Origin of the sequence: Pseudomonas fuscovaginae SE-1, from assembly GCF_000364705.1 — a bacterium.
GTDB lineage: Bacteria > Pseudomonadota > Gammaproteobacteria > Pseudomonadales > Pseudomonadaceae > Aquipseudomonas > Aquipseudomonas fuscovaginae_A.
Genome location: NZ_AQOH01000071.1, coordinates 1 through 26,243, shown reverse-complemented (window position 1 = coordinate 26,243; position 26,243 = coordinate 1). Strand labels below are relative to the sequence as shown.

Sequence of the window (26,243 nt, the reverse complement as noted above, 5' to 3'; positions counted from 1 at the left end):
GGTGATATGCAGTGTTGGATCGTTCCCGCCCATACGGAGTTCCATTGCCCTCATTCAAGTGTCTCGACCTGCAGCACCGTGCCGTTCTGCGCGACCACCCGCACCCGCGTGCCGACCTCGGCATCCGGTCCGGTGACCAGCCAGACGCCGTCGCCGACCTTGATCTTGCCACGCCCGCCGCTGATGGCCGAATGCACCGCAAAGGTCTTGCCGATCAGATCATGGCCACGTTCGTTCAGCCCCGGCTGATCGCTGGCGACGCTGGCGGCGCGCTGGCGCTTCCACCAGAACACCGCGGTCAGCACCGAGAGCAGGCCGAACAGCAGGAACTGCAGGGTCCAGGGCAGGCCGGGAATGACGAAGGTCAGCACGCCGACCACCGCGGCGGCGATGCCGACCCACAGCAGGTAGCCGCCGGCGCCGAACACTTCGAGGATCAGCAGCAGGGTGCCGAGGGCCAGCCAGTCCCAGAAGGACAGATGTTGCAGGAATTCCCACATCGCGCTTGCCTCAGGTCTTCTTGCCGTCGAAGGTGGCCTTGACGATCTCGCCGATGCCGCCGACCGCGCCGATGACCTGGCTGGCTTCCAGCGGCATCAGGATCACCTTGCTGTTGTTGGCCGAGGCCAACTGGCCCAGGGTCTCTACGTACTTCTGTGCAACGAAGTAGTTGACCGCCTGGACGTTGCCATTGGCGATCGCCTCGGACACCACCTGGGTGGCGCGGGCTTCCGCCTCGGCCTGCCGCTCGCGGGCCTCGGCTTCGAGGAAGGCGGCCTGGCGGTTGCCCTCGGCCTCGAGGATCTGCGCCTGCTTCTTGCCCTCGGCGGTGAGGATCGCCGAGGCGCGCAGGCCTTCGGCTTCGAGGATCTGCGCCCGCTTGACCCGCTCGGCCTTCATCTGCCCGGACATCGCCGCCATCAGGTCGGCGGGCGGGCTGATGTCCTTGATCTCGATCCGGGTGATCTTGATCCCCCATGGCGCGGTGGCTTCATCGACGGTGCGCAGCAGGCGTTCGTTGATGGTGTCGCGCTGGCCGAGCATGGCATCGAGTTCCATGGAGCCGAGCACGGTGCGGATGTTGGTCTGCAGCAGGTTGCGGATGGCGTGTTCGAGGTTATTCACCTCGTACGCGGCCTGGGCGGTGTTGACCACCTGGAAGAAGCACACGGCGTCGATCTGTACCGTGGCGTTGTCGGAGGTGATGACTTCCTGCGGCGGGATGTCCAGCACGCTTTCCATCACGTTGATCTTGCGCCCGATGCGGTCCATGACCGGGACGATGATGTTCAGGCCCGGCTTGAGGGTGGTGGTGTAGCGGCCGAAGCGCTCCACCGTCCATTGGTAGCCCTGGGGCACGACCTTGAAGCCCATGAAGACAATGGCGATGGCCAGGCCGACGAAGAGCAGAAGAACGCTGCCGATTTGCATGAAGACTCCCTGTTCAAGTGATTGCCGAGGTACCGATAATCAGCTGATTGTAGCGGCTCTGGCCCTGGAACAAGTGTGTCGTTTGTGTCCGAGCCTGTATGACGCTGTCCGTGCTAAGGTGCGGGCCATCTACCCTGCCGCGAGCACCCGATTGCGATGATCTTCGGTCCCGATCCGTCCGTCATTCTGTTCATTTTCCTGCTGTCCGCACTGGCCGTGGTCGGCCTGATCGGACTGCTGTGGGTGCTGGTGGCCCTGCTGTTCGCGCGCACGCGCCGACATCTGCGACGCAATCCCTGGCGTTATGGCTGCCTGGTCGTCGTGGGCCTGGTCTTCGCCGGGCTCGGTGGGGCGATGTGGCGTGAGTTCCAGCGCATCGATGCCGAGTCAGAGGCCAAACGCCAGGCGCTGAACCCGCGGCTTGATGCCGAGTTGCAGTTGGGGGAGCTGAGCCTCCCGGCGGGCAGCCAGGCCCATCTCGGTACACTCGACCCCGAGGACTGGCAGGGCAAGCCCCAGCCTCATGGCCTGCAAAGCCTGAAGTCGATCGAGTTGGCAACGCCTGTGGATATCCAGGGAATGCCGGTATCGGCGATCGAGTTTTCACCGATCTACAACCAATCCGGCGTGCGCCTGGTACACGATCAGGTCGTGCAGGGCTGGTCCTGTGCCGCGGCTGCCTTGGTCGGTTTCACGCGCGAGAATCAGGACACCTACCGGCCGAGCCAGTGGCACTTCAAGGAGTGCACCCTGGTCCCCGATGTGAACGTGGCCGGCGTGACTTGGCCGGCGGGCACGATCCTGAGTCGCGAGGGGCGGCGCTGGATGCTGCGGGCCGAGGACGCCGACAACCTGGAGATCGCCCTCGACGGCTTGCACCTGTCCGCGCTGCGCCTGTACCTGGACGGCCAGCGACACATCGACAGCTGGGAAGGGCAACTGGCCCGGCCCGTTACGCTGGGCGAGTGGCTTTATCCGCGGGGCACCCGGGTGCGTGGCGACGAACGGGGCGCCTGGCTGTTCAGTCCGACCGGCAGACAGGACGCGCTCAACCAGCGCACCGGTGAGAAGGTCGCCGAGGGCCGTTCGATTCTGCAGCGGCGCGGTGATGCCACTCCGGTGACGATCAAGCCCAACAGCGAGGTCGGGGTGATCGACTGGTTCGTCGTCACCCCGGATAAATGAGTCGCCCCGCGCTCAACGCTGCTCGCTCTGGGGCGTGACGCGCAGCACTTCCTCGATGGTGGTCAACCCGGCCGCGACTTTCTGCGCGCCGGACAGGCGCAGGCTGCGCATACCTTCCTTGAACGCCTGACGGCGCACCGCCAGCAGATCGGTGTCGGTATGGATCAGTGCCTTGATGCTGTCGCTGAGCAGCATGATCTCGTAGACCCCGGCGCGTCCTCGGTAGCCGGTGTCGCGACATTCCAGGCAACCGATCGCCTGTTGCGCGCCGCTGGGCAGGGGCGCCTGCCAGGGGCGGGTGAGGGTCTGCCAATCCTCTTCCGACAGCTCATGCGGTGCCTTGCAGTGCGGACACAGGGTACGTACCAGGCGCTGGGCCATGACCCCGAGCACGGTGGCCTTGATCAGGTAGTGCGGCACACCCAGTTCGAGCAGGCGGCTGATCGCGCTCGGCGCGTCGTTGGTGTGCAGGGTCGATAGCACCAGGTGGCCGGTCAGCGCCGCCTGGATCGCCATCTCGGCGGTCTCCAGGTCGCGGATCTCGCCGATCATGATGATGTCCGGATCCTGGCGCATCAGCGCGCGCACGCCGCTGGCGAAGGTCAGGTCGATATTGTGCTGGACCTGCATCTGGTTGAAGGCCGGCTCGACCATCTCGATCGGGTCCTCGATGGTGCAGAGGTTGACCTCGGAAGTCGCCAGCTTTTTCAGGGTGGTGTACAGCGTGGTGGTCTTGCCCGAGCCGGTGGGGCCGGTGACCAGGATGATGCCGTTGGGCTGACGGGTCATGTCCTGCCAGCGGCGCAGGTCATCGGCGCAGAACCCGAGCTGGTCGAAGTCCTTGAGCAATACCTCCGGGTCGAAGATCCGCATCACCATCTTCTCGTCGAACGCGGTCGGCAGGGTCGACAGGCGCAGTTCGACTTCGCCGCCGTCCGGGGTCTTGGTCTTGACCCGGCCATCCTGGGGTTTGCGCTTTTCCGCGACGTTCATCCGGCCCAGGCTCTTGAGCCGGCTGACGATCGCCATGGTCACCTGGGGCGGGAACTGGTAGACGTTGTGCAGCACGCCGTCGATGCGAAAGCGCACGGTGCCCTGTTCCCGCCGCGGCTCGATGTGGATATCGCTGGCGCGCTGCTGGAAGGCGTACTGGAACAGCCAGTCGACGATGTTGACGATGTGCGCGTCGTTGGCGTCCGGCTCCTGGTCGCTGGCGCCGAGGTTGAGCAGTTGTTCGAAGTTGCCCAGATTGTGGCCTTTCTGGTCGACCGTGCTGGCGCCGCTGACCGACTTGGCCAGGCGGAAGAACTCCACGGTGTAGCGCTGGATATCCACCGGGTTGGCCACCACCCGCCGGATCGGCAGCTTGAGCACATGGCTGAGGTCGGCCTCCCAGCTGCGCACATGCGGCTGGGCGCTGGCGACGGTGACGCCGTCGTGATCGACCGCCACGGCGAGAATCTTGTGGCGTTGAGCGAAGGCGTAGGACATCAGCGGCATGATCGCGGCGACGTCGATCTTCAGCGGATCGATGCGCAGATAGGGTTGGCCGGCCTGCTGGGCCAGCCACAGGGTCAGGTTTTCCAGGTCCAGCGGCTTGCCGGGGCGGCTCAGGTCCGGCAAGTGCTGGCTGGCGATGAATTCCAGTGGATGCAACTGGCTGTTCTGCGAGTTGCGCCGGGTGGTCATGGCGTGTTCGGCCGAGTCCTGGCTGATGAAACCCTGGCTGACCAGTTCGCGCAGCAGTTCGTTGAGGTCCAGCCAGTGATCCTGATTGAGAGAGGCGACGGGCATGCGGGCTCCTGTTCGGTCGGTCAGTAGTCCCTGTCTGACCGTGAGATACCAAGAATAGTCGCGAGCATGTCCGACGTCTGTGCCGATACTGGAGCGAGGCGGATGATTTTTTCTCCGTCCCGGTGTCTGCCGTAAGGGGTCAGTGGCCTGGCAGGCGCGGCAGCGGCGTCTGTAGCAACGCCTTGACGATGGCGTCGCTCCAGGCCTTGTAGCCGGTGAGGGTCAGGTGCTGGCCGTCGATGGTCGCCCATTGGCCCTTGGCGGAGAATTGCAGTGAATCGATGTAGCGGCAGGGGGCGACGCTCTTGCTCAGGAAGTTCGACATCGTCCGCACCCGTTCGTAGGTCTTGCCGTACTTGCCGCCCTCGCTGCCCCAGCTCGGTCCGACCCAGACGCACGGGCTCTGGTGGGCGGCGAGGGCCTTGACCAGGCTGTTGGTCTGCTGCCAGATCCAGGCCTTGGGGAAGCTCGGCTTGTCGTAGCTGGCCATGGTGTCGCCCATGACGATGACGGTGATGTCGGGTTTGTCGCTGTCCAGCAGTTGGCCGATCGGGCGTGTCGTCGCGTTCTCCAGCACCGTGGCCGCGGCGCTGCCGCGGCGTTCGGCGCCGCCGCAGGGGCTGGCGGTGGCCTTGAGCCAGTCGCCGGCGCTGGCGCCGCAGATGCCTACGGAATGAACCTGGGCGCCCTGGCGGCTGAGGGCATCGTGCAGCGGGTTGAGCAGGAAGTCGGGGGTCGCCAGGTGGCTGTCGCCGATGATCAGGACGCTCAGGCCCGCCAGAACCGATGAAGTGGCCATGCTGCATGCTCCCGCAAGTCAGTTGGAGTAGGGCGAACGGTACGGGCTGACCGGCAGGGCCATCGGCCCGCTGATCTTCTCGAACAGGTAGCGCAGGTACAGCGAGGCGGTGACCTCGCGATAGTCCTGGGCGTTGTCCACACCCAGTTCGCCGCCCAGCAGCAGGTTCGAACCGAGCCGGTATTCACCCGCCGCGTTCAGGTTATAGCCGACCCCGGTGCTGCTTTTGCCGGGATAGGTGAGGTTGTTGGCGGCCTGTTCGGCGCTGTGTCCGGGAAAGTAGTCGGCACCTTTCTGGTTGATGTACTGCACCCCCAGCGCGCCATTGAGCCGGTAGCTGAAGCGCTCGGAGCGCTGTGACCAGCTCACCGGCACCGCCACCGAGAAGAACGTCTGCGGGCTGAAATAGCCGCCGTGGCCGTAGGTGAAGAAACCCTGGTTGTTTTCATAGGCCAGCGCCATGGCGCTCAGGCCCACGGTCAGTTTCTCGTCAGGCTGGTTGTCCAGGTACCAGTAGATGCCGCCGCCGAGTTCTGCGCGAGTGTTGTCCTCGACGTTGTTGCCGACCAGCCTGTGCAGGGCACCGTAGCCGTACAGGCCGACTTCCTGGTCGTCGTAGCCCAGCAGCGCCCGCCCGCCGTTGGCCGTTACGCCGCCCCAGCGGATGCCGGTGCGCCGGTCCCGGGTGCCGGCGAAGGAAGCCAGGCTGTCGGTGACCGGACGCCGCGACAGGGCGATGCTGTAGTGCATGTTCGGGCTGGACACCAACGGCTGTTCGAGGCTGATGCCGCCGATCACGGTGTTGTAGGTGAAGCCCACCGGGCTGACGCCGATGTCCGCCTTGATCCCGTGCGGTGGGCTTTCCACAGCGACCGCCAGCCCGACGCCGTTGGCCTGTTGCGAGCCGGGGGAGCCGCTGGGCAGGCCGCTGCCGAAGCGGCTGAGACTGTAGTCGTGGGCGCTGCCGGCGTGCAGCGAGACCGGCGTCACCCGCAGCGCGACCCGGTTGTCGCCGGCCGGCAGGTTGGCTTCGAATGGCGCTTCGACGTCGGTCAGCTTGCTCAGCCCGGCCTCATTGTTGTTGCTGCGCACGCTCAGGCCCTGGGCGATCTGGCCGCTACGCTCCCGGAGAATTTCGTTCAGCGCCAGTTGTGCCGGGCTGAGGTCCTGCCGTGCGGTTTCGCCCGAACGGTGGCCAGCGGCGAAGGGGTTGCCGAGCGGTGCCGGTTCGTCGTCCTGGCCGCTGTCGAACAGGCTGTCAGCGCTGCCTTGGAACGCCGAGGCGAAGGCCGGATCGGGCGGCATGGTATCGGCCGACTCATTGCCGGAGCGCAAGGGATCTTCACCGCGAGCGGCGATCCGGCGCGGTTGGCCGGGCAGGTCGAGGAAGGGGTTGTCGCCGTCGCTGTCCGCGCGGTCGAGCGTCGGGTTGGCGCGCCGCTGGCTGCCCTCGATGGCCACGGCCTGGCGCAGCAGGTCGGCTGCTTCGGCACTCCTGCCCATGGCGCGATAGGTGGCGGCGGCGCTGGTCAGCACCCTGGGCACGCCGGGCTTGAGCACCAGGGCGGTCTTGAGGGCCTTTTCGGCCCGCGCATGGTCGTGGGCCTGGGCCGCGAGGCTGGCGACGCTCAGTTGCAGGTCGGCATTGCGCGGGTCGTTCTCCAGCAGCGGCTTGTACAGCGCCATGGCCTTGGCGTTGTTACCGCTGGCGCTGTACAGCCGCGCCAGGGCGGCGTTCGCCTGGGGATCGCGGGGCGACTGGCGCAGGATCGGCTTGAGCATGTCGTAGGCGGAGGCCAGGTTGCCTTTCTCGCGCAACTGGTCGGCCTGTTTGATCCGGTACAGCTTCACCAGCGCGGCGTAGTGGCGGCGGTCGCTGTCGTTCAGGCGCACGCCCTGCAGGCTGCGCAGGATGTCGGCGGCGTCGTTGTCCTGCTCGGCCTTGAACAGGATGTCGGCATGAAGCAGTTGCAGTTGGCTGGCGGGGCTGGGCGAGCGCTCCACCAGGTCGCGCATCAGTGCCACACCCTGTTGCGGCTGGCCGGCGTCGATGTAGGCCGAGGCCAGGATCGCTGCGCGCTCGGGCTTGCCTTCGGTCAGGGCCTGGCTGCGGGCGAGCAGTGCCTGGGCTTCGCGGCGCTGGCCGCGACGCAGGTTGGCGACGGCGGCTTCGGTCTGCACGTGCAGGGCGATCTCCTTGCCCAACTCGTCCATCTCGCGGCTGCGGCGGGCCGGCGGGATACGCGCAAGGCTGGCCTGGGCGTCCTGCCACTCGCCCAGTTGCGCCGCCAGCAGGGTACGGGTGTAGAGGGCGTCGGGCTGGTCGGGGTGGCGCTTGAGCAGGTCATTGATCTGGTCCCGGGCGGCCTGGGTACGACCCTGGCCGAGATAGATCCGCGCCAGGGCGAAGCGCGTCCAGGCATTGCCGGGGTCGTCCGCCAGCGCCTGCCGGTAGGCTTGTTCGGCGGCCTTGAGGTCGCCGCGCTGTTCGGCCACCCGGGCCACCTGGGTGGCGCGCAGCGAACGCATGGACACCTCGGAATTCAGCCGGGCCCGGGCCGTAGGCGACAGCCCATCGATCAGTTGCAGCGCTTCGTCGGCCTTGCCCTGCTGCGCCAGGACGCCGACCAGGCCATCCAGGGCCTGGGGGTCGTCGCGATGGCTGGCGAGGATGCGCCGGTAGGCGGCCTCGGCCTTCGCCAATTGCCCTTCCTGTGCCAGCAGGTTGGCCAGTGCGACCTGGCTGGCCGGTTGTCCGGGATTGCCGCTGGCGGCCTGTTCGATCAACTTGCGGGCCTGGTCCTGGCGTCCGGCCTTGCTGGCGGCGGTCGCGCCGGCCATCAGCCGCCAGTAGCGCACATTGTCCAGTGCCTGGCGCCAGGGATGTCCGGCTGGCTGGCGAGTGGCCCGCACCAGCAGGTCCTCGGCTTCGTCCAGGCGCTCCTGCTTCTGCCGCACGATGCCCAGGCCGCCCAGTGCGTCGGGGTCGTCGGGCTTTTCCCGGAGACGCGCCTGGAACGCCTGCTCGGCGGCGGCCAGGTCGCCGGCCTCCAGGGCCTGCAGGCCGCGGGCGTCCTGTGGGTCGCGGCGCCAGGCCGCCGCTTTCGCGGTGCTGGTGTTACTGCGGGTGAGGGCCTTGCCCTTGTTCATCAGCTCGCGGATTTCCTTGTCGTCCGGGTGGGCGGCGAGGAACTGCTCGAACAGCGGCACCTGCGCCGGTGCCGGCGGGCCGATCCAGGTCAGCGCGAAGCGCCAGGTCTCGTTGGCATCGCTGCCGACCTCCCTGTCCCGGGCCAGCACGGCCAGGCGGCGAATGCCCTCGGCACGGGTATCGAGGTTGCGCACCATGTGCTTGGCCAGGAACAGTGCCGCGGCGCGGTCGTCGGGGTGTTCGCGCAGCAGCCGTTCGAGCCCGTTGCGGGCTTCCTGTTCGCCGCCACGGGTGTAGCCCAGCAGGAAGTAGAACTCGCGGGCCAGGTCGCCTTGCGGCTGGCGGCCATTGAACAGTTGCCGGTAGACCTTCACCGCGTCGTCGTACTGGTTGCCGTCGACCAGTTTTCGCGCCCGCGCCAGCCACTGCGCCTGTTCCTCGTTGCCCAGGGCGATGTCCTGCTCCAGTTGTTGCGCCTGGCGTGGCGGCGGTACCAGGGCCTGCAGGCGCGCGAGGTACTTGCGCGCCTCGTCCGGGCGCTTGAGTTGCACATTGCCCAGGCCCAGGCCGTAGAGCGCTTCGGGCTGCTCGGGGGCGAGCAGCAACAGTTTGCTCCAGGCATCCATGGCCCGGTCGGGGTTGTGCTGGGCCTGCCAGTAGCGACCCTGTTCGATCAGTTGCGCCTGCGGTTCATCGGCCCGGACCGCGGCGCTCGCCAGGGTGAACAGCAGTGCCAGCGGCAGGCTGCGGCACAGGCTCGTGCACCTCGCCAGCCGGCTCATGACAACCGCCGCCTGGCCTGGGCCCGCAGCCCCAGGAAGATCAGCGCGCAGAGCAGGGCGAAACCGAGCAGCACGCTGAACAGCAACCAGCCGACATGCCGCGACAGCAGCAGTTGCAGATGGCGGAACCAACCCAGGTGGCCAACGTAGTACGGCTGGTCGGCGGTCAGGCTGGTGACCTGCTTGTCCTGGACCACCGCCAGGCGGCCCTGGATCTGGTCCTTGTAGTCGTCGCCGCCGATCATCGCCGCGGTCACCTCTTCCAGTCGGGCCGGTTCGCTGCTGGCGATCACCACCACGCTGCGCCCGTTTCTCAGTGGCGACTCGAAACCGGCCAGGTAGGGCGTGCCGCTGCCTGACCAGGCCAGGGCGGAGCGGGTCTTGCGCACCGCCGCCTCGGTGTCGGGGCTGAACCAGTCGTGGATACGCAGGGCCAGGTCGCTCAGGTCGAAAAAGTGGTGGCTGCTTTCGCTACGCGCCGGCAGCGCTTCGGCCCAGCGCTTGAGCAACGGCTGGTCGCCGGCGGCGGCCAGCACCAGCAGATCCTTGTCGCTGACTGTGTCGATTTCGCGGGCGGGGATCACCTGCACCCCCGTGGTCGGGTAGCCGGTGGAGTCGCCGAAGCGGCCGAATACCGTCAGGTAGGCGCTCAGCACTTCCGGACCGCTGGTGTCGGGCATGACCACGGCGGTTTCCGAAAGGTCGGCGAGCCGGGTGAAGGGGAAGCCGCTGTCGCGGAACTTGGCCAGGTCGGGCATCGGTGTGTAGTGATCGAGGCCGCTGAGGTCGAGGGTCGAGTCCGGCTCGATCTGGCCGCGCATGTCCTCGACGATGACGTCACGACATTCGCCCTGCTTGACGTAGTCGTACATGTAGCGCAGTTGCAGCTGGGCCTTGAAGGTGGAAATGTCCAGCGGCAGGAACATGCTCGCTTCGCGGGGCAGGCTGTCATCGGTCTTGAGCCATTCCAGCCACTGCGGTTCGCCATTCAGGTTGGGCACCGAGGGCAGTTGCATCAGGCGGATCAGGCGGTTGTTGAGGTGGACCAGCAGAGCCGAGTTGGTCGAGAACTGCTGGGGTGTGTAGCGATACTTGAGGTGCAGGGGGACGCCGCGGTTGCGCCACTCGAACAGGTCTGGCGGCAGGCGCAGCGGCACGATGATCTCCCGCGGGTTGTAGCCGGATACGTGCAGTTGCTGGGCGTCCACCAGCTCGCCGAACTGGACCGGGCGATCGGCCGGCAGCCAGTTGGGCGCATCGTAGGGCCGTCGCAGCGGCACCGGCTCCAGCCGATCGATCAGCGCGGTCGCCCCGGACATCGCCTTGCTGCCCAGGGCGACGGCGAGGGCGGCGATCTTCAGTTCGGCATCGTTGCGCCCGCTGATCACCAGCAGCTTGCCGTAGGGATCGTTGGGGTTGGCCATCATGGTCACGCTCGGTCCGGTGGCCGGGTTGCCCGACAGTTCGCCCAGCGGCAGGGCCTCGCGGCGGGTCACCAGGACGATGGCATTGCCCTTGGCCGGCAGTTGGCCGACGCTGGCGGGGAAGGTCGCGGTGCGGTAGCTGGCCAGTGCACCGAACTTCGACGACAGTGCGGCGGCCGCTTCCAGCTTGGCCAGGCCGGGGGCCGTGTCGAAGACGAATGGCAGCTTCAATGGTCGGGCATCGTGGCGATCGAAAAACGGTGTCGGCAGCAACGCCAGGTCGTTCTTCAGGGCGATGGGCGAATACCGGATGTTCAACTGGCTGTCATTGCTGACCCTGGCCCACAGGCTCGAATGCAGCGGGTCTTCGCACTGCATGGTGTAGTGGCCGATCAGTTGCAGGTCGAGCCGGTTGAAGTCGGTGATCAGCCGCGCCGGAATCTCGATCACTTTCTCCAGGTCCTTGCCGGCCTCCTCCTTCGGCAACGGCAGGCTGGCGGCGACCTTGTCGTTGACCAGCACGTTGAGCTGCGACAGGTCGGTCAGCATGGAGGGCGAATAGCTGAAGCGCAGCACCAGTTGCACCCCGGTGACGACCTGGTCGGCGCGGATGCCGAAGTCGGCGCTGTCGGTGGATTCGACGCCCCTGAGGTACATCGGGTCGCGGCGCCCGAGCTGCTTGAAGGTCAGGCTGTAGCTGTTGCCGGGGTCAGCCTGGGGCTGGGGGCTGCTGGCGGTGGTGGTCGCCACGCCGCCATGGACCTCGGTTTGCGGCAGCGCCCTGCCGGTGCCGGGGAATAGGCTGCAGCAGGCCAGCAGTGCCAGGGCATAACGGATGCAGCGTTCCGCGCTGCCAACGGAGGAGGTCGTGGTCATGGCGTGTCCGGGGCGGAGGGAGGGGAGGTGCGGCGGGCGAAAGGCAGCGTGGTCAGCAGGCGCACGGTGGCCTTGAGCAGTTCGGCGATGCCGTGCAGCCCGATGGCACTGACTTCACGCAGGGCCGCCAGTGGCGAATCCGGCTTGCCGGTGCCCCAGTTCATGGCCCAGGTGTCGGCGCGGGCGAAGGTCAGGTGGACCAGGTCGCTTTGCTGGCGCAAGGTCATCGGGTCGAATTGGATGCCGATGTTGCGGCCCTGGCTGGACACCACGGTGCCGTCGAAGTCGTAGCGTTGTTCATGGCGGAACAGCGAGACCCGCAGGCGTTCGCCGCGCGTGATCGACTGGCCCTCTGCGAGCCGCAGGCCCAGGCCATGCTGAGAGAAATCCTCGGTGATGCTCTGCAGCAGCTGGCCGTCAGCCCGTTGCAGGCTGACCGGCAGTTGCGCCTCGACCCTGGGCTCGCTGCGGATCTGCCGGCTTTCGCTGGCGACCGCCAGGGCGGCACTGGTGACCATCACGTTGTACAGCGCCCACAGCTGGTTGAGCAGCACGGTGATATCGGTGGTGTCGTCGGCACCGAGGTAGTCGTAGATCCCGAACAGGACGCCGGCGATGTTCAGGAGCAGCAGCACGATATAGGGGCGGGCCATCTTCCAGTCGAAGAACTCCGGGTGCAGGTCGCCACCCTTGTCGGTGACGTTGAAGTGCCCGGAGCGCGGCCGGATCATCGCCATCAGCACCGGCGGCAGGATGTACCAGGCCAGTACCGTCTCGTAGACCTCGTTCCAGTAGGAGTGGCGGAACCGCCCCTGGATCCGCGAGTTGGTCAGGTTCGCCAGCAGCAGGTGCGGAAAAGCGTAGGCGGCGACCATCAGCGGGGCAGCATGGAAGATCTGCGCGCCGAAGATCAGGTAGGCCAGCGGCGCGGTGAGGAACACCATGCGCGGGAAGCCGTAGAAGAAGTGCAGCATGGCGTTGGTGTAGCAGACGCGTTGGCCGAGGGTCAGCCCGCGGCCGAGCATGGGGTTGTCGGTACGGAATATCTGGGTCATGCCGCGTGCCCAGCGAACGCGCTGGTTGATGTGTCGCGCCAGGTTCTCGGTGGCCATGCCGGCTGCCTGGGGCAGGGCCAGGTAGGCGGTGTTGTAGCCGGCGCGGTTGAGCTTGAGCGAGGTGTGGGCGTCTTCGGTCAGGGTGGTTTCGTCCATGCCCCCGACGGCTTCCAGCGGCGCGCGACGCATCAGCGCGCAGGAGCCGCAGAACATCGCGGCGTTCCACAGGTCATTGCCGTCCTGGACCAGGCCGTAGAACAGCTCGCCTTCGTTGGGTACCGTGTGCCACGTGTCGAGGTTCTTCTCGAAGGGGTCGGGCGAGAAGAAGCAGTGCGGAGTCTGCAGCATCGCCAGCTTGGGGTCCTTGAGAAACCAGCCCATGGCGATCTGCAGGAAGGAGCGCGAGGGCACGTGGTCGGCGTCGAAGGCGGCGATGTATTCGCCGTGGGTGACCCTGAGCGCCGCGTTGAAGTTGCCGGCCTTGGCGTGCAGGTTGTTGTCGCGCGTCAGGTAGTGGGCGCCGACGCTCTGGCAGAACTCGCGGAACTCCTCGCGATGGCCGTCGTCCAGCACGTGGACCCTGAGCTTGTCCTCGGGCCAGTCCAGCCCCTGGGCGGCGAACACCGTGACCTTGACGATCTCCAGGGACTCGTTGACCGTGGTGATGAACACATCGACGCTCGGCCACAGCTCGGGGGCCTGTTCGAGCAGGATCGGCCGGCGCTTCAGTGGCCAGGCGGTCTGCACGTAGCCGAACACCAGCACCACCAGCGCATAGAGTTCGGCCACCACCAGGATGTAACCGAACAGGGTGTCGTGGAAGTTCTCCAACTGCAGGGTTTCGCTCAGGCGCCAGTACATGTAGCGCAGCGAGGCGATCAGCGACAGGCTGATCATCGCGATGATCGGCAGGCGCCCCTCGAAGCGCCGCAGCACCAGCGCGGCAACCACCAGCAGCAGGCCGAGCAGGGCCTGCTGGGACAGGCTCGCCGGGGCGCTGATCACCCCGGCCAGTACCACCGTGCAGAGCAGGGCGGCGCTCCAGAGGATTGTCCGGCGCAGGCGGCCGGGCCACTGCCGGGCACGCCGGAGGCTACTGCCGAGCAGACGCTCGACGCGACGTTCGAGGGTCATGGCAGGCGTGGCTCCAGCTGGTCATGGAGTTTGTCGGCGATGGCCAGGATGTCCTGGCAGCCGCGGGCGTCGGCGTTCTGTTCGAACGGGTTGCACTCGTAGGCCAGTGCCTCGGCGATGGCGTCGTCCCAGGCGACGGTGCCGAGCAACTGGGGCTTGAGCTGGTTTTCGAGGATCTGCGCGATGTCCACGGACAGCGCATGGGAGTTGTCCACGCCGTTGATCACGAACCGGCAGGTGGCGGGCCGTTCGCCGCCCAGGTGTGGGGCGAGGGCATCGAGCAGGTGCTCGAGCGCGGCGTGGGAGGCGGCATCGGGGCGGACCACGGCGACGATCAGGTCGGCCAGGCGCAGCGCCTGTTCCTGGAACACGCTGCTGCCGGCGGGGGTGTCGATGATCAACGTGTCGTGTCGACCAAGGTTCAGATCGGCCAGGTGCCGGGCCAGCCAGTGTGGGTCATCCTCGAGCTGGCGTTCGAGGCTGTGCAACTGCTGTGGCTCGCTTTCGCCGAAGGGCAGCAGCCGGGTGCTGGCGTAGCCGGTCTGGGCGAGTTCCTGCCAGCCACGGTGCTCCAGGCTGGCGCGGCAGATGCCCGTCGCCTGGGGAAAGATGCCCAGGTGCCGGTATTGGGCGTTCTGCGCGTCGAGTTCGAGAACCACGGCCTGGCGATCGGCGCTGTTGAGCAGGATCGCCAGCAGGCTGGCCAGGGTGCTGCGGCCCACGCCGCCACGGGTCGAGACCACCGCGACAATCCGCGCCGCGACGTGGGGCATGACGGGCGCCCGCCGGTGTTGCTCGGCCTGGGCCTGGCGCTGCCGGGCGAGGTCGGTGAGCAGCGTGCGCAGGGAGGGCGACGAGCCCGGGGCGGCGGATGCGGCAGGCACCGCCAGGGTTGGCGTTTCGGTTGGTGTGGGCGCTGGCGGCGGTGGGAGAGGCTTTTCGGTGAAGGCCCGCGCCACCTCGATTTCCCGATAGCGCTCGGTGCTGGCCCCGAACTTGCGCATCAGGTTTCTGACATCATCGTCGTCTGAGGGCTGCATGAAAGTATCCGTACCATTCCAGAAGAACTTGAAAGGGGACAGATACGGCTAATCACACAATGCCGTCGTACTGCGTGCCGTGAGGCAATCGATGGTGTTCTTAAAGGTGTCGCCTGCGTGTCGTGCCGATAGAACCCAAAGGACTTGGGAATGTTCCTGAAGGTTTTATCGAAACGGTCAGATTCAAATGTAGACCAGATTTTCCGCTGCAAGGAAATTTTGCTGGGCAAGCGCGGGATATCCGCGTGTGAACTTTGTGGGAGCCGGCTTGCTGGCGATCCGCCAAAGGCGGCCATCCAACCAGATTCCGTAGCGATATGGAGATCGCCATCGCCAGCAAGCCGGCTCCTGCAAGGGGGGTTACAGACGCGACAGGGCCTTCCAGGCACGGCCCTGGGACACGGTCAGTGCCTGCTGCACGCGGGCCTCGAGCACTTCTTCGCTGATATCCAGCTCGGCCAGTTGCGCCAGCTTGTTCAACTCGCCGAACAGGCGGTCCAGCTCCGGCAGATCGAGCACGCCACGGGCCAGGTGCAGCCAGGCCTGGATACGCTCGATGCGTGGCAGTTGTTCGGCGAGGTCTTCCGGTTGCTGCTGGTAGCGACCCAGTTGCAGCGACACGGCTTCCTCGGCCAGCAGGCGTGGCAGCCAGCTCTGCAACTGCGCGGCACCCTGGCGGTTGCCACGGTTGGCGCGTTCGACCGTCCAGTTGCGGGCCAGCAGCCAGCGCGAGGTGTTCAGGGAGAACTGGCCCCAGCGCACATCCTCCAGTTCTTCGAGGAACTGCTCCGGTGCGGCCTTGCGCACGTCCTCGTCTTCCAGGCCGGCATTGACCAGTGGACGCCAGTCTTCCAGCAGCGCATCCAGGGCCTTGCGCAGTTCGCTGGTCGATTGCCGCGGAGCCACCTGGCCGAGGCTGCCGACCAGGGCCCGCAGTTCGATCAACTGCTGCAGCCAATCCTGCAGCAGGCGCCAGTGACCGTTGAAACGGTACTGTTCGGCCAGTCGCTGGCTGCTGCCGAGCAGGTGCCAGGCCAGTGCGGTGAAGGCATCGTCCACCGAGGTCTCGGCGCTCAGTTGCGGTGCCGGCAGGCTCAACGAATAGCTGTTGGCGTCGAACAGCCGGTAGCCGCGTTCGGCCTTGCTGATGTCGCAGGGCATCAGCGGCAGTTTCTCGGCCAGTTCGGCGGCCAGTTCCAGCAGGGCTTCGGGCTCGCCTTCGCGCAGTTCCAGTTCCAGCTCGCAGATTTCTTCCTTGTGCTTGCCGGCGATGACGGTGCCGAGGTCCAGCGCGGCCTCGATCACCACTTTCGATTTGCCACGGCCCCAGGCGATCTCGGCGCGCTCGCGGACGAAATCGGTGGTGAAGATCGGCTTGAGGGTTTTCTTGTCCAGCTCGGCCAGTTGCGCCGGCCAGCATTCGCCGTCGAGTTTCTTCACGTCCAGCTTGGCCTTCGCCAGGTGCCAGTCGTACTCGTTGCGCTCCGACAGGCCGGCGATGCTCTGGCCGCGGGTCTTGAGGGTCTGGATCACTTCGTCGCCGTCACGGCGCAGACGCAGGGCGACCTTGGCCCTGGCCAGGTCACGTTCGGGGGTGTCGAAATACTGGTTCATCAGCTCACGACGCTCCCAGCCGCTCTTGTTGCGTTTTTTCAACAGCGGGTGCTCGCGCAATGCGGCGAGGGTTTCGCGGCTGACGCGGAGTTTGATTTCGGTTTCTTTCTGCATGGCCGGAAAATCCAGGATCGGGAGTGCGGCCGGGGAAAAGAGTGGCCGCCTTGGGGGATGCAGTGTACAGGACAAGCGCACGGCACGCGTCGTGGCGGTTTATTCCGGCCGCCGGATGGCTCTATGATGGGCCCGGTCCGGGATGTCGAGCCTGCGCGATCCCTGTAGGAGCCCGGCTCGCCGGCGAATGGGCGCGCAAGCCTTGCCCGGAACCCTGGAGCCTTCCCGAAGAGCGGAAGGTGCACCTGACGTAGCGTGATTGAGGAGCGAGCGCATGCCCTTGCCATCGATGAAAGACCAGTTCGCGGCCCTGATCGCAGTCCCCTCCGTCAGTTGCACCCAGCCGGCGCTGGACCTGAGCAACCGCCCGGTCATCGACCTGCTGGCCGGCTGGCTGAGTGATCTGGGCTTTCACTGCGATATCCAGCCGGTCAGCCCCGGCAAGTTCAACCTGCTCGCCAGCTTCGGCAGCGGCCCCGGTGGCCTGGTACTGGCCGGGCACAGCGATACCGTGCCCTTCGACGAGGCGCTGTGGCAGACCGACCCGCTCAAGCTCAGCGAGGTCGACGGCCGCTGGGTCGGCTTGGGCAGTTGCGACATGAAGGGATTCTTCGCTCTGATCATCGAGGCGGTGCGGCCGCTGCTCGACCAGCCGTTCAAGCAGCCGCTGCTGATCCTCGCCACCTGCGACGAGGAAAGCTCGATGTCCGGCGCCCGTGCCCTGGCCGAGGCCGGGCGGCCGCTGGGCCGTGCCGCGGTGATCGGTGAACCGACGGGACTCAAGCCGATCCGCCTCCACAAGGGGGTGATGATGGAACGCATCGATATCCTTGGCCGCAGCGGCCACTCGTCGGATCCGAGCCTGGGCCATAGCGCCCTCGAGGCCATGCATGACGTGATCGGCGAGCTGCGCGGCCTGCGCGGGCAGTGGCAGCGCGAGTACGACAACCCGCAATTCACCGTGCCGCAGCCGACCCTGAACCTGGGCTGCATCCACGGAGGCGACAACCCCAACCGCATCTGCGGCCAGTGCGCCCTGGAGTTCGACTTGCGGCCGCTGCCGGGCATGGACCCGGGCGTGCTGCGCGCGGCGATCCGCGCCAGGCTCGAACCCCTGGCGCAGCGGCACCAGGTGAAGATCGACTATGCGCCGCTGTTCCCCGAGGTGCCGCCCTTCGAGCAGGTGGCCGATGCCGAACTGGTGCGCATCGCCGAAAAACTCACCGGCCACCGCGCACAGGCGGTGGCGTTCGGCACCGAAGCACCTTATCTTCAGCGCCTTGGCTGCGAGACCCTGATATTGGGGCCCGGCGACATCGACTGCGCGCATCAGCCGGGGGAATTCCTCGAAATGTCACGTTTGCAGCCTACCGTACAGCTGTTGCGCGAGCTGATTGAACATTATTGCTTGAGCCCGGCCCCGACCTTGCGTTAAATGCCAGGCGAAACCATTCATTACCCAGTAAGGAGAGCGCGCGTGTCGCCAAGCCTGTTCCGACGATAACCAACAGCCCGTTGTGCGTTTTCACGTTGCACCCATTTTTCATTGGCTGTTTTTTATACAGGTTCAGGTCATGCCCGAATACGTCAACTGGCTTCGCCACGCTTCTCCCTATATCAATGCCCACCGCGATTGCACCTTTGTCGTGATGCTGCCCGGCGACGGTGTCGAGCACCCCAACTTCGGCAATATCGTCCACGACCTGGTGCTGCTGCACAGCCTCGGCGTGCGTCTGGTGCTGGTCCACGGCTCGCGCCCGCAGATCGAAAGCCGCCTGGCCGCCCGCGGCCTGACCCCGCACTACCATCGCGGTCTGCGTATCACCGATGCGGCGACCCTGGAATGTGTGATCGACGCGGTCGGCCAGTTGCGTATCGCCATCGAGGCGCGCCTGTCCATGGACATGGCGGCTTCGCCGATGCAGGGTTCGCGGTTGCGCGTGGCCAGCGGCAACCTGGTGACGGCGCGGCCGATCGGCGTGCTCGAAGGCGTCGACTATCACCACACCGGCGAAGTGCGGCGGGTCGACCGCAAGGGCATCAACCGCCTGCTCGACGAGCGCTCCATCGTGCTGCTGTCGCCGCTGGGCTACTCGCCCACCGGGGAGATCTTCAACCTGGCCTGCGAAGACGTCGCGACCCGTGCGGCGATCGACCTTGGCGCGGAAAAACTCCTGTTGTTCGGTGCCGACCATGGCCTGATCGATGAAAATGGTCACCTGGTCCGCGAACTGCGTCCACAGCAGGTACCGGCGCACCTGCAGCGCCTGGGCAGCGATTACCAGGCCGAGCTGCTCGATGCGGCGGCCGAGGCCTGCCGTGGTGGCGTGGCCCGCAGCCATATCGTCAGCTATGCCGAGGACGGCGCGTTGCTGACCGAGCTGTTCACCCGCGATGGTGGCGGTACGCTGGTCGCCCAGGAGCAGTTCGAGCGGGTTCGCGAGGCGGCGATCGAGGACGTCGGCGGCCTGCTCGAGCTGATCAGCCCGCTGGAAGAACAGGGCATCCTGGTGCGGCGTTCACGGGAGGTGCTGGAGCGCGAGATCGAACAGTTCAGCGTGGTCGAGCGAGAGGGGATGATCATCGCCTGTGCGGCGCTGTACCCGATTGCCGATTCGGAGGCCGGGGAGCTGGCCTGCCTGGCGGTGAATCCGGAGTACCGGCATGGTGGGCGTGGCGACGAACTGCTCGAACGTATCGAGACCCGCGCCCGGGCGCTGGGACTCAAGACCCTGTTCGTCCTCACCACCCGTACCGCGCACTGGTTCCGTGAGCGGGGTTTCGCCCCGAGCAGCGTCGAGCGCCTGCCTAGTGCGCGGGCGTCGCTCTACAACTACCAGCGTAATTCGAAGATTTTCGAGAAGGCGCTCTGAGCTTCCGAGCCCCTGGATAGGGCTTGAGGGCCTATTCGCGGGCCAGCCCGCTGCTACAGGGCTCGTGTCTGGTCACGAATTCGTGATCGACTCAAAACCCCTGTAGACGCAGGGCTTGTCGGGCGCCGAACGGCCGCGAAGAGGCCCTCGAATGCTGCGCAGGATCAGTTGCTGATCGCCAGGATGCTCGCCTGGTAGGCGCCGACGAACACGTCGAAATCACCGACTTCGTTCTGTTCCAGCTCCAGTTGCTGTACCAGCGACTGGCGGGCGCTTTCCTCGAACGCGGTCTGCGCTTCCTTGGTCAACGGCTGACTGCGGAAGGACTCGGCATGGGCCAGGCTCTGGCGCATGGCGAACTGGGCGAAGCTTTCCTTGTGCTCGGTCATGCTCGCCAGTACCCGGGCCGACGGGGTCAGGGACGAATCCCTGACTTTCGCCAGTTGCTCGTCCAGCGCCTTGCTATGGGCATCGCCACCATGGCTCTGGTCCAGCAGCGCGGCCAGCGGCGCGATCCGCTCCAGCAGCTCGGCGGCCCATTCCTTCATGTCCACCGCCTGGCCATCACGTTGCAGTTGCAGGCCCGGACGGCGGCCTTCCTTGACCACGGTGAGGAAGTTCGAGGTGGCATTGCCGCATTCGCCGCTTTCGAGCTGCGGGCTGTCGTTCAGCGCGCAGTACAGCAGGAACGCGTTGAGGAAGCGCGCCTCGTTCAGGTCGATACCGGTCGGCAGGAACGGGTTGATGTCCAGGCAGCGCACCTCGACGTACTGCACGCCGCGGGCCATCAACGCCTGGATCGGCCGCTCGCCGGTGTAGGTCACGCGTTTCGGGCGGATGTTGGAGTAGTACTCGTTTTCGATCTGCAGGATGTTGGTGTTGAGCTGGACCCACTCGCCATCCTTGTGGGTGCCGATCTCGACATACGGCGCGTAGGGGGTCGCCACCGCCTTGCGCAGGCTGTCGGTATAGCTGTTGAGATCGTTGTAGCACGGCGTCAGGCCGGCCTGGGCGTTGCTCTGGTAACCCAGGTCGCTCATGCGCAGGCTGGTGGCATAGGGCAGGTACAGCGTCTCGGCGTCGAACTGCTCCAGCGAATGCGCGCGGCCACGCAGGAAGCCGGCGTCCAGCGCCGGGGAGGCACCGAACAGGTACATCAGCAGCCAACTGTAGCGGCGGAAGTTGCGGATCAGCGCGATATAGGCCAGCGACTGGTAGTCGCGGTCCGAGCCGCTGGAGCCTTCGGCCTGCTTGAGCAAAGGCCAGAGCTTTTCCGGCAGCGAGAAATTGTAGTGAATTCCGGCGATGCACTGCATGGTCTTGCCGTAGCGCAGGGCCAGACCCTGGCGGTACACGTACTTGAGCCTGCCGATGTTCGAGGTCCCGTAATAGGCGATCGGGATGTCTTCCTCGGCCGGCAGCGGGCAAGGCATCGACGGGCTCCACAGGTACTCGTTGCCGAGCTTGCTGTAGGCGAAGCGATGAATCCTGTCCAGGCTGTCCAGGGTGTCGGCCGGGTCGTTGAGGGCTGGAGTGATGAATTCCAGCAGCGACTCGGAATAGTCCGTGGTGATTTGCTCGTTGGTCAGCGCGGAGCCGAGTTCTTCCGGATGCGGTGTCTGCGCCAGCCGACCTTCGGGAGTGACGCGCAGGCATTCGCGCTCGATGCCGTGCAGGCACTGCTCAAGCAGGGAGAGGTGGTCGCGCTCGCCGAGCAGAGCCAGGCGGCGGTTGAGAAGTTCGCTCAAGTTGGATTCCTTCACGCGTCGGTCGCCCCAATATGGGGGTGGGCAAGACGGTCTACAAGGGTGAAGTTGAGAACTGGCGTTGTCGCCTGGTAAATGTCGGAAAACGCCGATACTTCGTCCCTGAGTCGGACGCGGCGCCGGAGGAAAATTCCGACACTGCGCATGCAGTGCCGAAATTAACCCAAATCGAGACGGAACAGGTAGTGGCCTGTGTGGCTAATTCGCATACTCAACTCCGAGCCCATGGCTTCGCCAGACAGCGTTGTCATTCCTCGCCGTGGCCCTGCTACGACTCGTCATGGCGCCTTGCCTGGCAAACCCCTGGGCCCGAATTTGAGTATGCGAATTAACCGTACAGGCCACTAGAGAACAGCGAACGTGCCTTGTGCTTTCGCGACAAGTTTGTCGCCCTGGCGCACGTCGGCCTCGACCACCAGGGTGCGGCGGCCGGGATGGATGACCCGGGCGGTGCACAGCACCTCGCCTTCGGCCACCGCGCGCATGTAGTTGATCTTGCACTCGATGGTCGCGCTGCGCTGGTCGAAACCGTGGGTGGCCGAGCAGGCCAGGCCCATGGTGATATCCACCAGGCTGAACAGCGCGCCGCCATGCAGCACGTTGCCACGGTTGCGCAGTTGTGGCGTCAGCGACAGGGCCACCTCGGCAACGCCGGTGTCCAGGCGTTGCAGGCGGCAGCCGATCAGCTCGCTGAAGGCACTCTGGGTCAGGCCCTCGGGAATATCCATCAACGTTTCTTCAGCTGCTTGGCATTGGCGAACAGCGAGGCCATGGCGTTATTGGCCGGGGGCGCGGTTTCCTTGCGTGGAGCGTTGCCTTGCGATTGACGTGGCGCGCTGCCTGGCCGCGAGCCACGGGCCCCGTCGATCTTCTCGCCGGGGGTGTCGCTCATGCGCATCGACAGGCCGACGCGCTTGCGCGGGATGTCGACCTCCATGACCTTGACCTTGACCACGTCACCGGCCTTCACCGCTTCACGCGGGTCCTTGACGAACTTCTCGGACAGCGCCGAGATGTGCACCAGACCGTCCTGGTGGACGCCGATGTCGACGAAGGCGCCGAAGTTGGTCACGTTGGTCACCACGCCTTCGAGGATCATTCCCAGTTCGAGGTCCTTGAGGTCTTCGACGCCTTCCTGGAACGCCGCGGTCTTGAACTCGGGGCGTGGGTCGCGGCCTGGCTTGTCGAGTTCCTGGAGGATGTCGGTGACGGTCGGCAGGCCGAAGGTCTCGTCGGTGAACTTCTTCGGGTCCAGGCGCTTGAGGAATGCGCTGTCGCCGATCAGCGAGCGGATGTCGCGGCCGGTCTCGGCGGCGATGCGCTGGACCAGCGGGTAGGCTTCCGGGTGCACCGCGGAGGCGTCCAGCGGGTTGTCGCCGTTCATCACGCGCAGGAAGCCGGCGGCCTGTTCGAAGGTTTTTTCGCCCAGGCGCGGGACTTTCTTCAGCGCGGCGCGGGTCTTGAACGCACCGTTTTCGTCACGGTGGCTGACGATGTTCTGCGCCAGGGTGGTGTTGAGGCCGGAGATCCGTGCCAGCAGGGCCACCGAGGCGGTATTCACGTCGACACCGACGGCGTTCACGCAGTCCTCGACCACCGCATCCAGGCCACGGGCCAGCTTCAGTTGCGAGACGTCGTGCTGGTACTGGCCGACCCCGATGGATTTCGGATCGATCTTCACCAGTTCGGCCAGCGGGTCCTGCAGGCGGCGGGCGATGGACACGGCGCCACGGATCGACACGTCGAGGTCGGGGAACTCGCGTGCGGCCAGCTCCGAGGCCGAGTACACCGATGCGCCGGCTTCGGACACCATGACCTTGGTCAGGCGCATGGCTGGATATTTCTTGATCAGGTCGGCGGCCAGCTTGTCGGTTTCGCGGCTGGCGGTGCCGTTGCCGATGGCGATCAGGTCCACCGAGTGCTTGGCACACAGCGCGGCGAGGATGGCCAGGGTCTGGTCCCACTTGTTGTGCGGCACGTGGGGGTAGACGGTGGCGTGGTCCAGCAGCTTGCCGGTGGCGTCGACCACGGCGACCTTGCAGCCGGTGCGCAGGCCCGGGTCGAGGCCGAGGGTCGCACGTGGGCCGGCCGGAGCGGCCAGCAGCAGGTCGTGCAGGTTGTGGGCGAAAACGTTGATCGCCTCGGTTTCCGCGCCATCGCGCAGCTCGCCGAGCAGGTCGGTTTCCAGGTGGGTGTAGAGCTTGACCTTCCAGGTCCAGCGCACCACCTCGCCCAGCCACTTGTCGGCGGGGCGGCCCTGGTTCTGGATGCCGACATGCTGGCCGATCATGCCTTCGCAGGGGTGCAGGGTGCCCGGCAGCTCGTCGCCGACTTTCAGCGAGGAGGCGAGAATGCCTTCGTTGCGGCCACGGAAGATCGCCAGGGCGCGGTGCGACGGCATGCTCTTGAGCGGCTCGTCGTGTTCGAAGTAGTCGCGGAACTTGGCGCCTTCCTCTTCCTTGCCGGCGACCACGCGGGCGCTGATGATCGCTTCCTGCTTGAGGAAATTGCGCAGCTTGTCCAGCAGGCTGGCGTCCTCGGCGAAGCGCTCCATGAGGATGTACTTGGCGCCTTCGAGGGCGGCCTTGGTGTCGGCGAAGCCCTTCTCGGCATCGACGAAGCGTGCGGCTTCGGTTTCCGGGGTCAGCGACGGGTCGTTGAACAGACTGTCGGCCAGCTCGCCAAGGCCGGCTTCCAGGGCGATCTGGCCCTTGGTGCGGCGCTTCTGCTTGTACGGCAGGTACAGGTCTTCGAGGCGGGTCTTGGTGTCGGCGAGCTGGATGTCACGGGCCAGGGCAGGGGTCAGCTTGCCTTGTTCCTCGATGCTGGCGAGGATGCTGGCGCGCCGTTCGTCGAGTTCTCGCAGGTAGCGCAGGCGTTCTTCCAGATGTCGCAGTTGGGTGTCATCCAGGCTGCCGGTGACTTCTTTCCGGTAGCGGGCGATGAAGGGTACGGTCGAGCCTTCATCCAATAGGGCGACGGCCGCTTCGACCTGTTGTGGGCGTACGCCGAGTTCTTCGGCGATGCGGCTGTTGATGCTGTCCATAAAACCACCTGACAAAGTGTGAAATCAGGCGCGCCGGGCCTTTGGGCCTGTCGGGCGCGCCTGGTTTGGGATCAAAAGGCGCACCTTGTGACCCGTGAAATCAGCACATTGCTGTGAGCCTTGGTAAAAAAGAGGGCATCGAACAGCAATGATCAGACGTTGCCTGACACAGAAAGCGGGGCATTATAACCAGCGTTCCGGGCTTGGGGGGATTGTGCGCGTGTAGGCATAAAGCGCTGTTTGCTGGTAGTCGAGGAAAAATCTGCTAACAATGCACAGGATACGCATGAGGGCCGCTGGCCCCATAATGCGCGCCGAGATCAAAGGAGCAACCCATGAGCAGCACTGCACAAACTGCTGAAGGCGAAAAAATCCTCATCGTGGACGACGATCCGGGGCTGAGCAGCCTGCTGGAGCGTTTCTTCACCAGCAAGGGCTATCGTGCCCGCGCGGTGGCCAACACCGAGCAAATGGATCGTCTGCTGGCCCGTGAAGTGTTCAATCTGGTGGTCCTCGACCTGATGCTGCCGGGTGAAGACGGCCTGACCGCCTGCCGTCGCCTGCGCGCGGCGAACAACCAGGTGCCGATCATCATGCTCACCGCCAAGGGCGATGAACTGAGCCGGATCAAGGGCCTGGAGCTGGGCGCCGACGACTACCTGGCCAAGCCGTTCAACCCCGACGAACTGATGGCACGGGTCAAGGCCGTGCTGCGTCGCCAGTCCGCCCCGGTGCCAGGCGCGCCGGGCAGCGAGGACGAAAGCGTCACCTTCGGCGACTACGAGCTGTCCCTTGCCACCCGTGAGCTCAAGCGCGGCGAAGAAGTGCACATGCTCACCACTGGCGAATTCGCCGTGCTCAAGGCACTGGTGATGCATGCCCGCGAGCCGCTGACCCGTGACAAGCTGATGAACCTGGCCCGTGGCCGCGAGTGGGATGCACTGGAACGATCCATCGACGTGCAGATTTCCCGCCTGCGTCGCATGATCGAGCCGGATCCTTCCAAGCCGCGCTATATCCAGACCGTCTGGGGCGTGGGTTACGTGTTCGTGCCGGATGGCGCCGCGACCAAGTGACCGGTGATTTGTAGGAGCGAATTGCCCGGGTGTGCGCAAGCCGCCCGGGCAAGTCGCGATCCGCAATTGTGCGAGCCCGGCTGCTCGCTCCTGCAAAGTATGTAGCGGCTGTATTTATGAAGACCCCTGTCTGGTTTCCCCAAAGCTTCTTCTCGCGCACCCTCTGGCTGGTGCTCATCGTGGTGCTGTTCTCCAAGGCGCTGACCCTGGTCTATCTGCTGATGAACGAGGATGTCCTGGTGGACCGCCAGTACAGCCACGGCGTGGCGCTGACCCTGCGTGCCTACTGGGCGGCCGACGAGGACGATCGCGACAAGATCGCCGAGGCGGCGGGGCTGATCCGCGTGGTCAGCGGTGGCGTGCCGGAAGGCGAGCAGCACTGGCCGTACAGCGAGATCTACCAGCGGCAGATGCAGGCCGAACTCGGCGCCGATACCGAAGTCCGCCTGCGCATGCATGCGCCACCCGCCCTGTGGGTGCGTGCGCCGAGCCTGGGCGCCGGCTGGTTGAAGGTGCCGTTGTATCCGCACCCGCTGCGGGGGCAGAAGATCTGGAGCGTGCTGGGCTGGTTCCTGGCGATCGGGTTGTTGTCGACGGCCTCGGCCTGGATTTTCGTCAGCCAGCTCAACCAGCCGCTGAAACGCCTGGTCTTTGCCGCGCGGCAACTGGGCCAGGGGCGCAGCGTGCGCCTGCCGATCAGCGACACGCCCAGTGAAATGACCGAGGTCTACAGTGCCTTCAACCAGATGGCCGAGGACGTCGAGCAGGCTGGTCGCGAGCGTGAGCTGATGCTGGCCGGGGTTTCCCACGACCTGCGCACGCCGCTGACCCGCCTGCGGCTGTCCCTGGAACTGATGGGCGACCACAGTGACCTGAGTGCGGACATGGTCCGCGATATCGAGGACATGGACGCGATTCTCGACCAGTTCCTCGCTTTCATCCGTGATGGGCGCGACGAGTCGGTGGAAGAAGTCGACCTCAGCGACCTGGTGCGCGAGGTGGTGGCACCCTACAACCAGAACGAACAGCGGGTGCAGATGCGCCTGCAGCCGATCCAGCCGTTCCCGCTGCGGCGGGGGGCGG

Annotated in this window: 17 protein-coding genes; 5 read left to right on the top strand and 12 right to left on the bottom strand. The window is 65.9% G+C overall.

Annotated features, from left to right (window positions below):
* Positions 1-50 precede the first annotated feature (50 nt).
* Positions 51-500, bottom strand: coding sequence for an NfeD family protein (locus tag K675_RS0108315; protein WP_017903052.1), 450 nt, complete (start codon positions 498-500; stop codon positions 51-53).
* A 10-nt stretch (positions 501-510) separates the two neighbouring features.
* A complete protein-coding gene (locus tag K675_RS0108310) occupies positions 511-1,431 on the bottom strand; it encodes an SPFH domain-containing protein (protein ID WP_017903051.1) in 921 nt (306 codons plus the stop codon).
* Positions 1,432-1,587: 156 nt separating this feature from the next.
* On the opposite strand from K675_RS0108310, the gene K675_RS0108305 reads away from it, so the two are divergent.
* The gene (locus tag K675_RS0108305; protein WP_017903050.1) at positions 1,588-2,616 is read left to right on the top strand and encodes a hypothetical protein; all 1,029 of its coding nucleotides are present in this window, start codon (positions 1,588-1,590) and stop codon (positions 2,614-2,616) included.
* Between the two features lie 12 nt (positions 2,617-2,628).
* On the opposite strand, the gene K675_RS0108300 is transcribed toward K675_RS0108305, so the two are convergent.
* From K675_RS0108300 to K675_RS0108270, 7 genes are all read right to left on the bottom strand, one after another.
* On the bottom strand, positions 2,629-4,410 hold the full coding sequence (locus tag K675_RS0108300) for a GspE/PulE family protein (protein ID WP_017903049.1): 1,782 nt from the start codon (positions 4,408-4,410) through the stop codon (positions 2,629-2,631).
* A 139-nt stretch (positions 4,411-4,549) separates the two neighbouring features.
* Entirely contained in the window at positions 4,550-5,209 is a 660-nt protein-coding gene (locus K675_RS0108295; protein ID WP_017903048.1) for an SGNH/GDSL hydrolase family protein, read from the bottom strand.
* 18 nt (positions 5,210-5,227) lie between these two features.
* Positions 5,228-9,142, bottom strand: coding sequence for a cellulose biosynthesis protein BcsC (locus K675_RS0108290; protein ID WP_017903047.1), 3,915 nt, complete (start codon positions 9,140-9,142; stop codon positions 5,228-5,230).
* Entirely contained in the window at positions 9,139-11,442 is a 2,304-nt protein-coding gene (gene bcsB / locus K675_RS0108285; protein ID WP_017903046.1) for a cellulose biosynthesis cyclic di-GMP-binding regulatory protein BcsB, read from the bottom strand. The genes K675_RS0108290 and bcsB overlap by 4 nt, the downstream gene beginning before the upstream one ends.
* Positions 11,439-13,631 (bottom strand): UDP-forming cellulose synthase catalytic subunit, encoded by a 2,193-nt coding sequence (gene bcsA, locus K675_RS0108280; RefSeq protein ID WP_017903045.1) that lies wholly within the window; start codon positions 13,629-13,631, stop codon positions 11,439-11,441. The genes bcsB and bcsA overlap by 4 nt, the downstream gene beginning before the upstream one ends.
* Entirely contained in the window at positions 13,628-14,671 is a 1,044-nt protein-coding gene (bcsQ, locus tag K675_RS0108275) for a cellulose biosynthesis protein BcsQ (protein ID WP_017903044.1), read from the bottom strand. The genes bcsA and bcsQ overlap by 4 nt, the downstream gene beginning before the upstream one ends.
* Before the next feature lie 360 nt (positions 14,672-15,031).
* Entirely contained in the window at positions 15,032-16,399 is a 1,368-nt protein-coding gene (locus K675_RS0108270; protein ID WP_017903043.1) for an inorganic triphosphatase, read from the bottom strand.
* Positions 16,400-16,673: 274 nt separating this feature from the next.
* Here K675_RS0108270 and argE point away from each other — a divergent pair, with 274 nt between their 5' ends.
* Both argE and argA read left to right on the top strand, forming a co-directional pair.
* Positions 16,674-17,834 (top strand): acetylornithine deacetylase, encoded by a 1,161-nt coding sequence (gene argE, locus K675_RS0108265; protein ID WP_017903042.1) that lies wholly within the window; start codon positions 16,674-16,676, stop codon positions 17,832-17,834.
* A 139-nt stretch (positions 17,835-17,973) separates the two neighbouring features.
* A complete protein-coding gene (gene argA / locus K675_RS0108260) occupies positions 17,974-19,272 on the top strand; it encodes an amino-acid N-acetyltransferase (RefSeq protein ID WP_017903041.1) in 1,299 nt (432 codons plus the stop codon).
* A gap of 164 nt (positions 19,273-19,436) precedes the next feature.
* Here argA and gshA read toward each other — a convergent pair whose 3' ends face one another.
* The 3 genes from gshA to K675_RS0108245 all read right to left on the bottom strand — a co-directional run bounded on the left by gshA (position 19,437) and on the right by K675_RS0108245 (position 24,084).
* Positions 19,437-21,020, bottom strand: coding sequence for a glutamate--cysteine ligase (gshA, locus tag K675_RS0108255; RefSeq protein ID WP_017903040.1), 1,584 nt, complete (start codon positions 21,018-21,020; stop codon positions 19,437-19,439).
* Between the two features lie 362 nt (positions 21,021-21,382).
* Entirely contained in the window at positions 21,383-21,766 is a 384-nt protein-coding gene (locus K675_RS0108250) for a PaaI family thioesterase (protein ID WP_017903039.1), read from the bottom strand.
* Complete coding sequence (locus tag K675_RS0108245; protein ID WP_017903038.1) at positions 21,766-24,084, bottom strand: Tex family protein; 2,319 nt, start codon at positions 24,082-24,084, stop codon at positions 21,766-21,768. Before K675_RS0108245 ends, K675_RS0108250 begins: the two co-directional genes overlap by 1 nt.
* Positions 24,085-24,419: 335 nt before the next feature.
* Here K675_RS0108245 and ompR point away from each other — a divergent pair, with 335 nt between their 5' ends.
* Together ompR and K675_RS0108235 are read left to right on the top strand one after the other, a co-directional pair.
* Positions 24,420-25,160 (top strand): two-component system response regulator OmpR, encoded by a 741-nt coding sequence (gene ompR, locus K675_RS0108240; protein ID WP_017903037.1) that lies wholly within the window; start codon positions 24,420-24,422, stop codon positions 25,158-25,160.
* 116 nt (positions 25,161-25,276) lie between these two features.
* Positions 25,277-26,243 (top strand): histidine kinase dimerization/phospho-acceptor domain-containing protein (locus tag K675_RS0108235; RefSeq protein ID WP_017903036.1); only part of this gene is annotated, 967 nt, incomplete at its 3' end.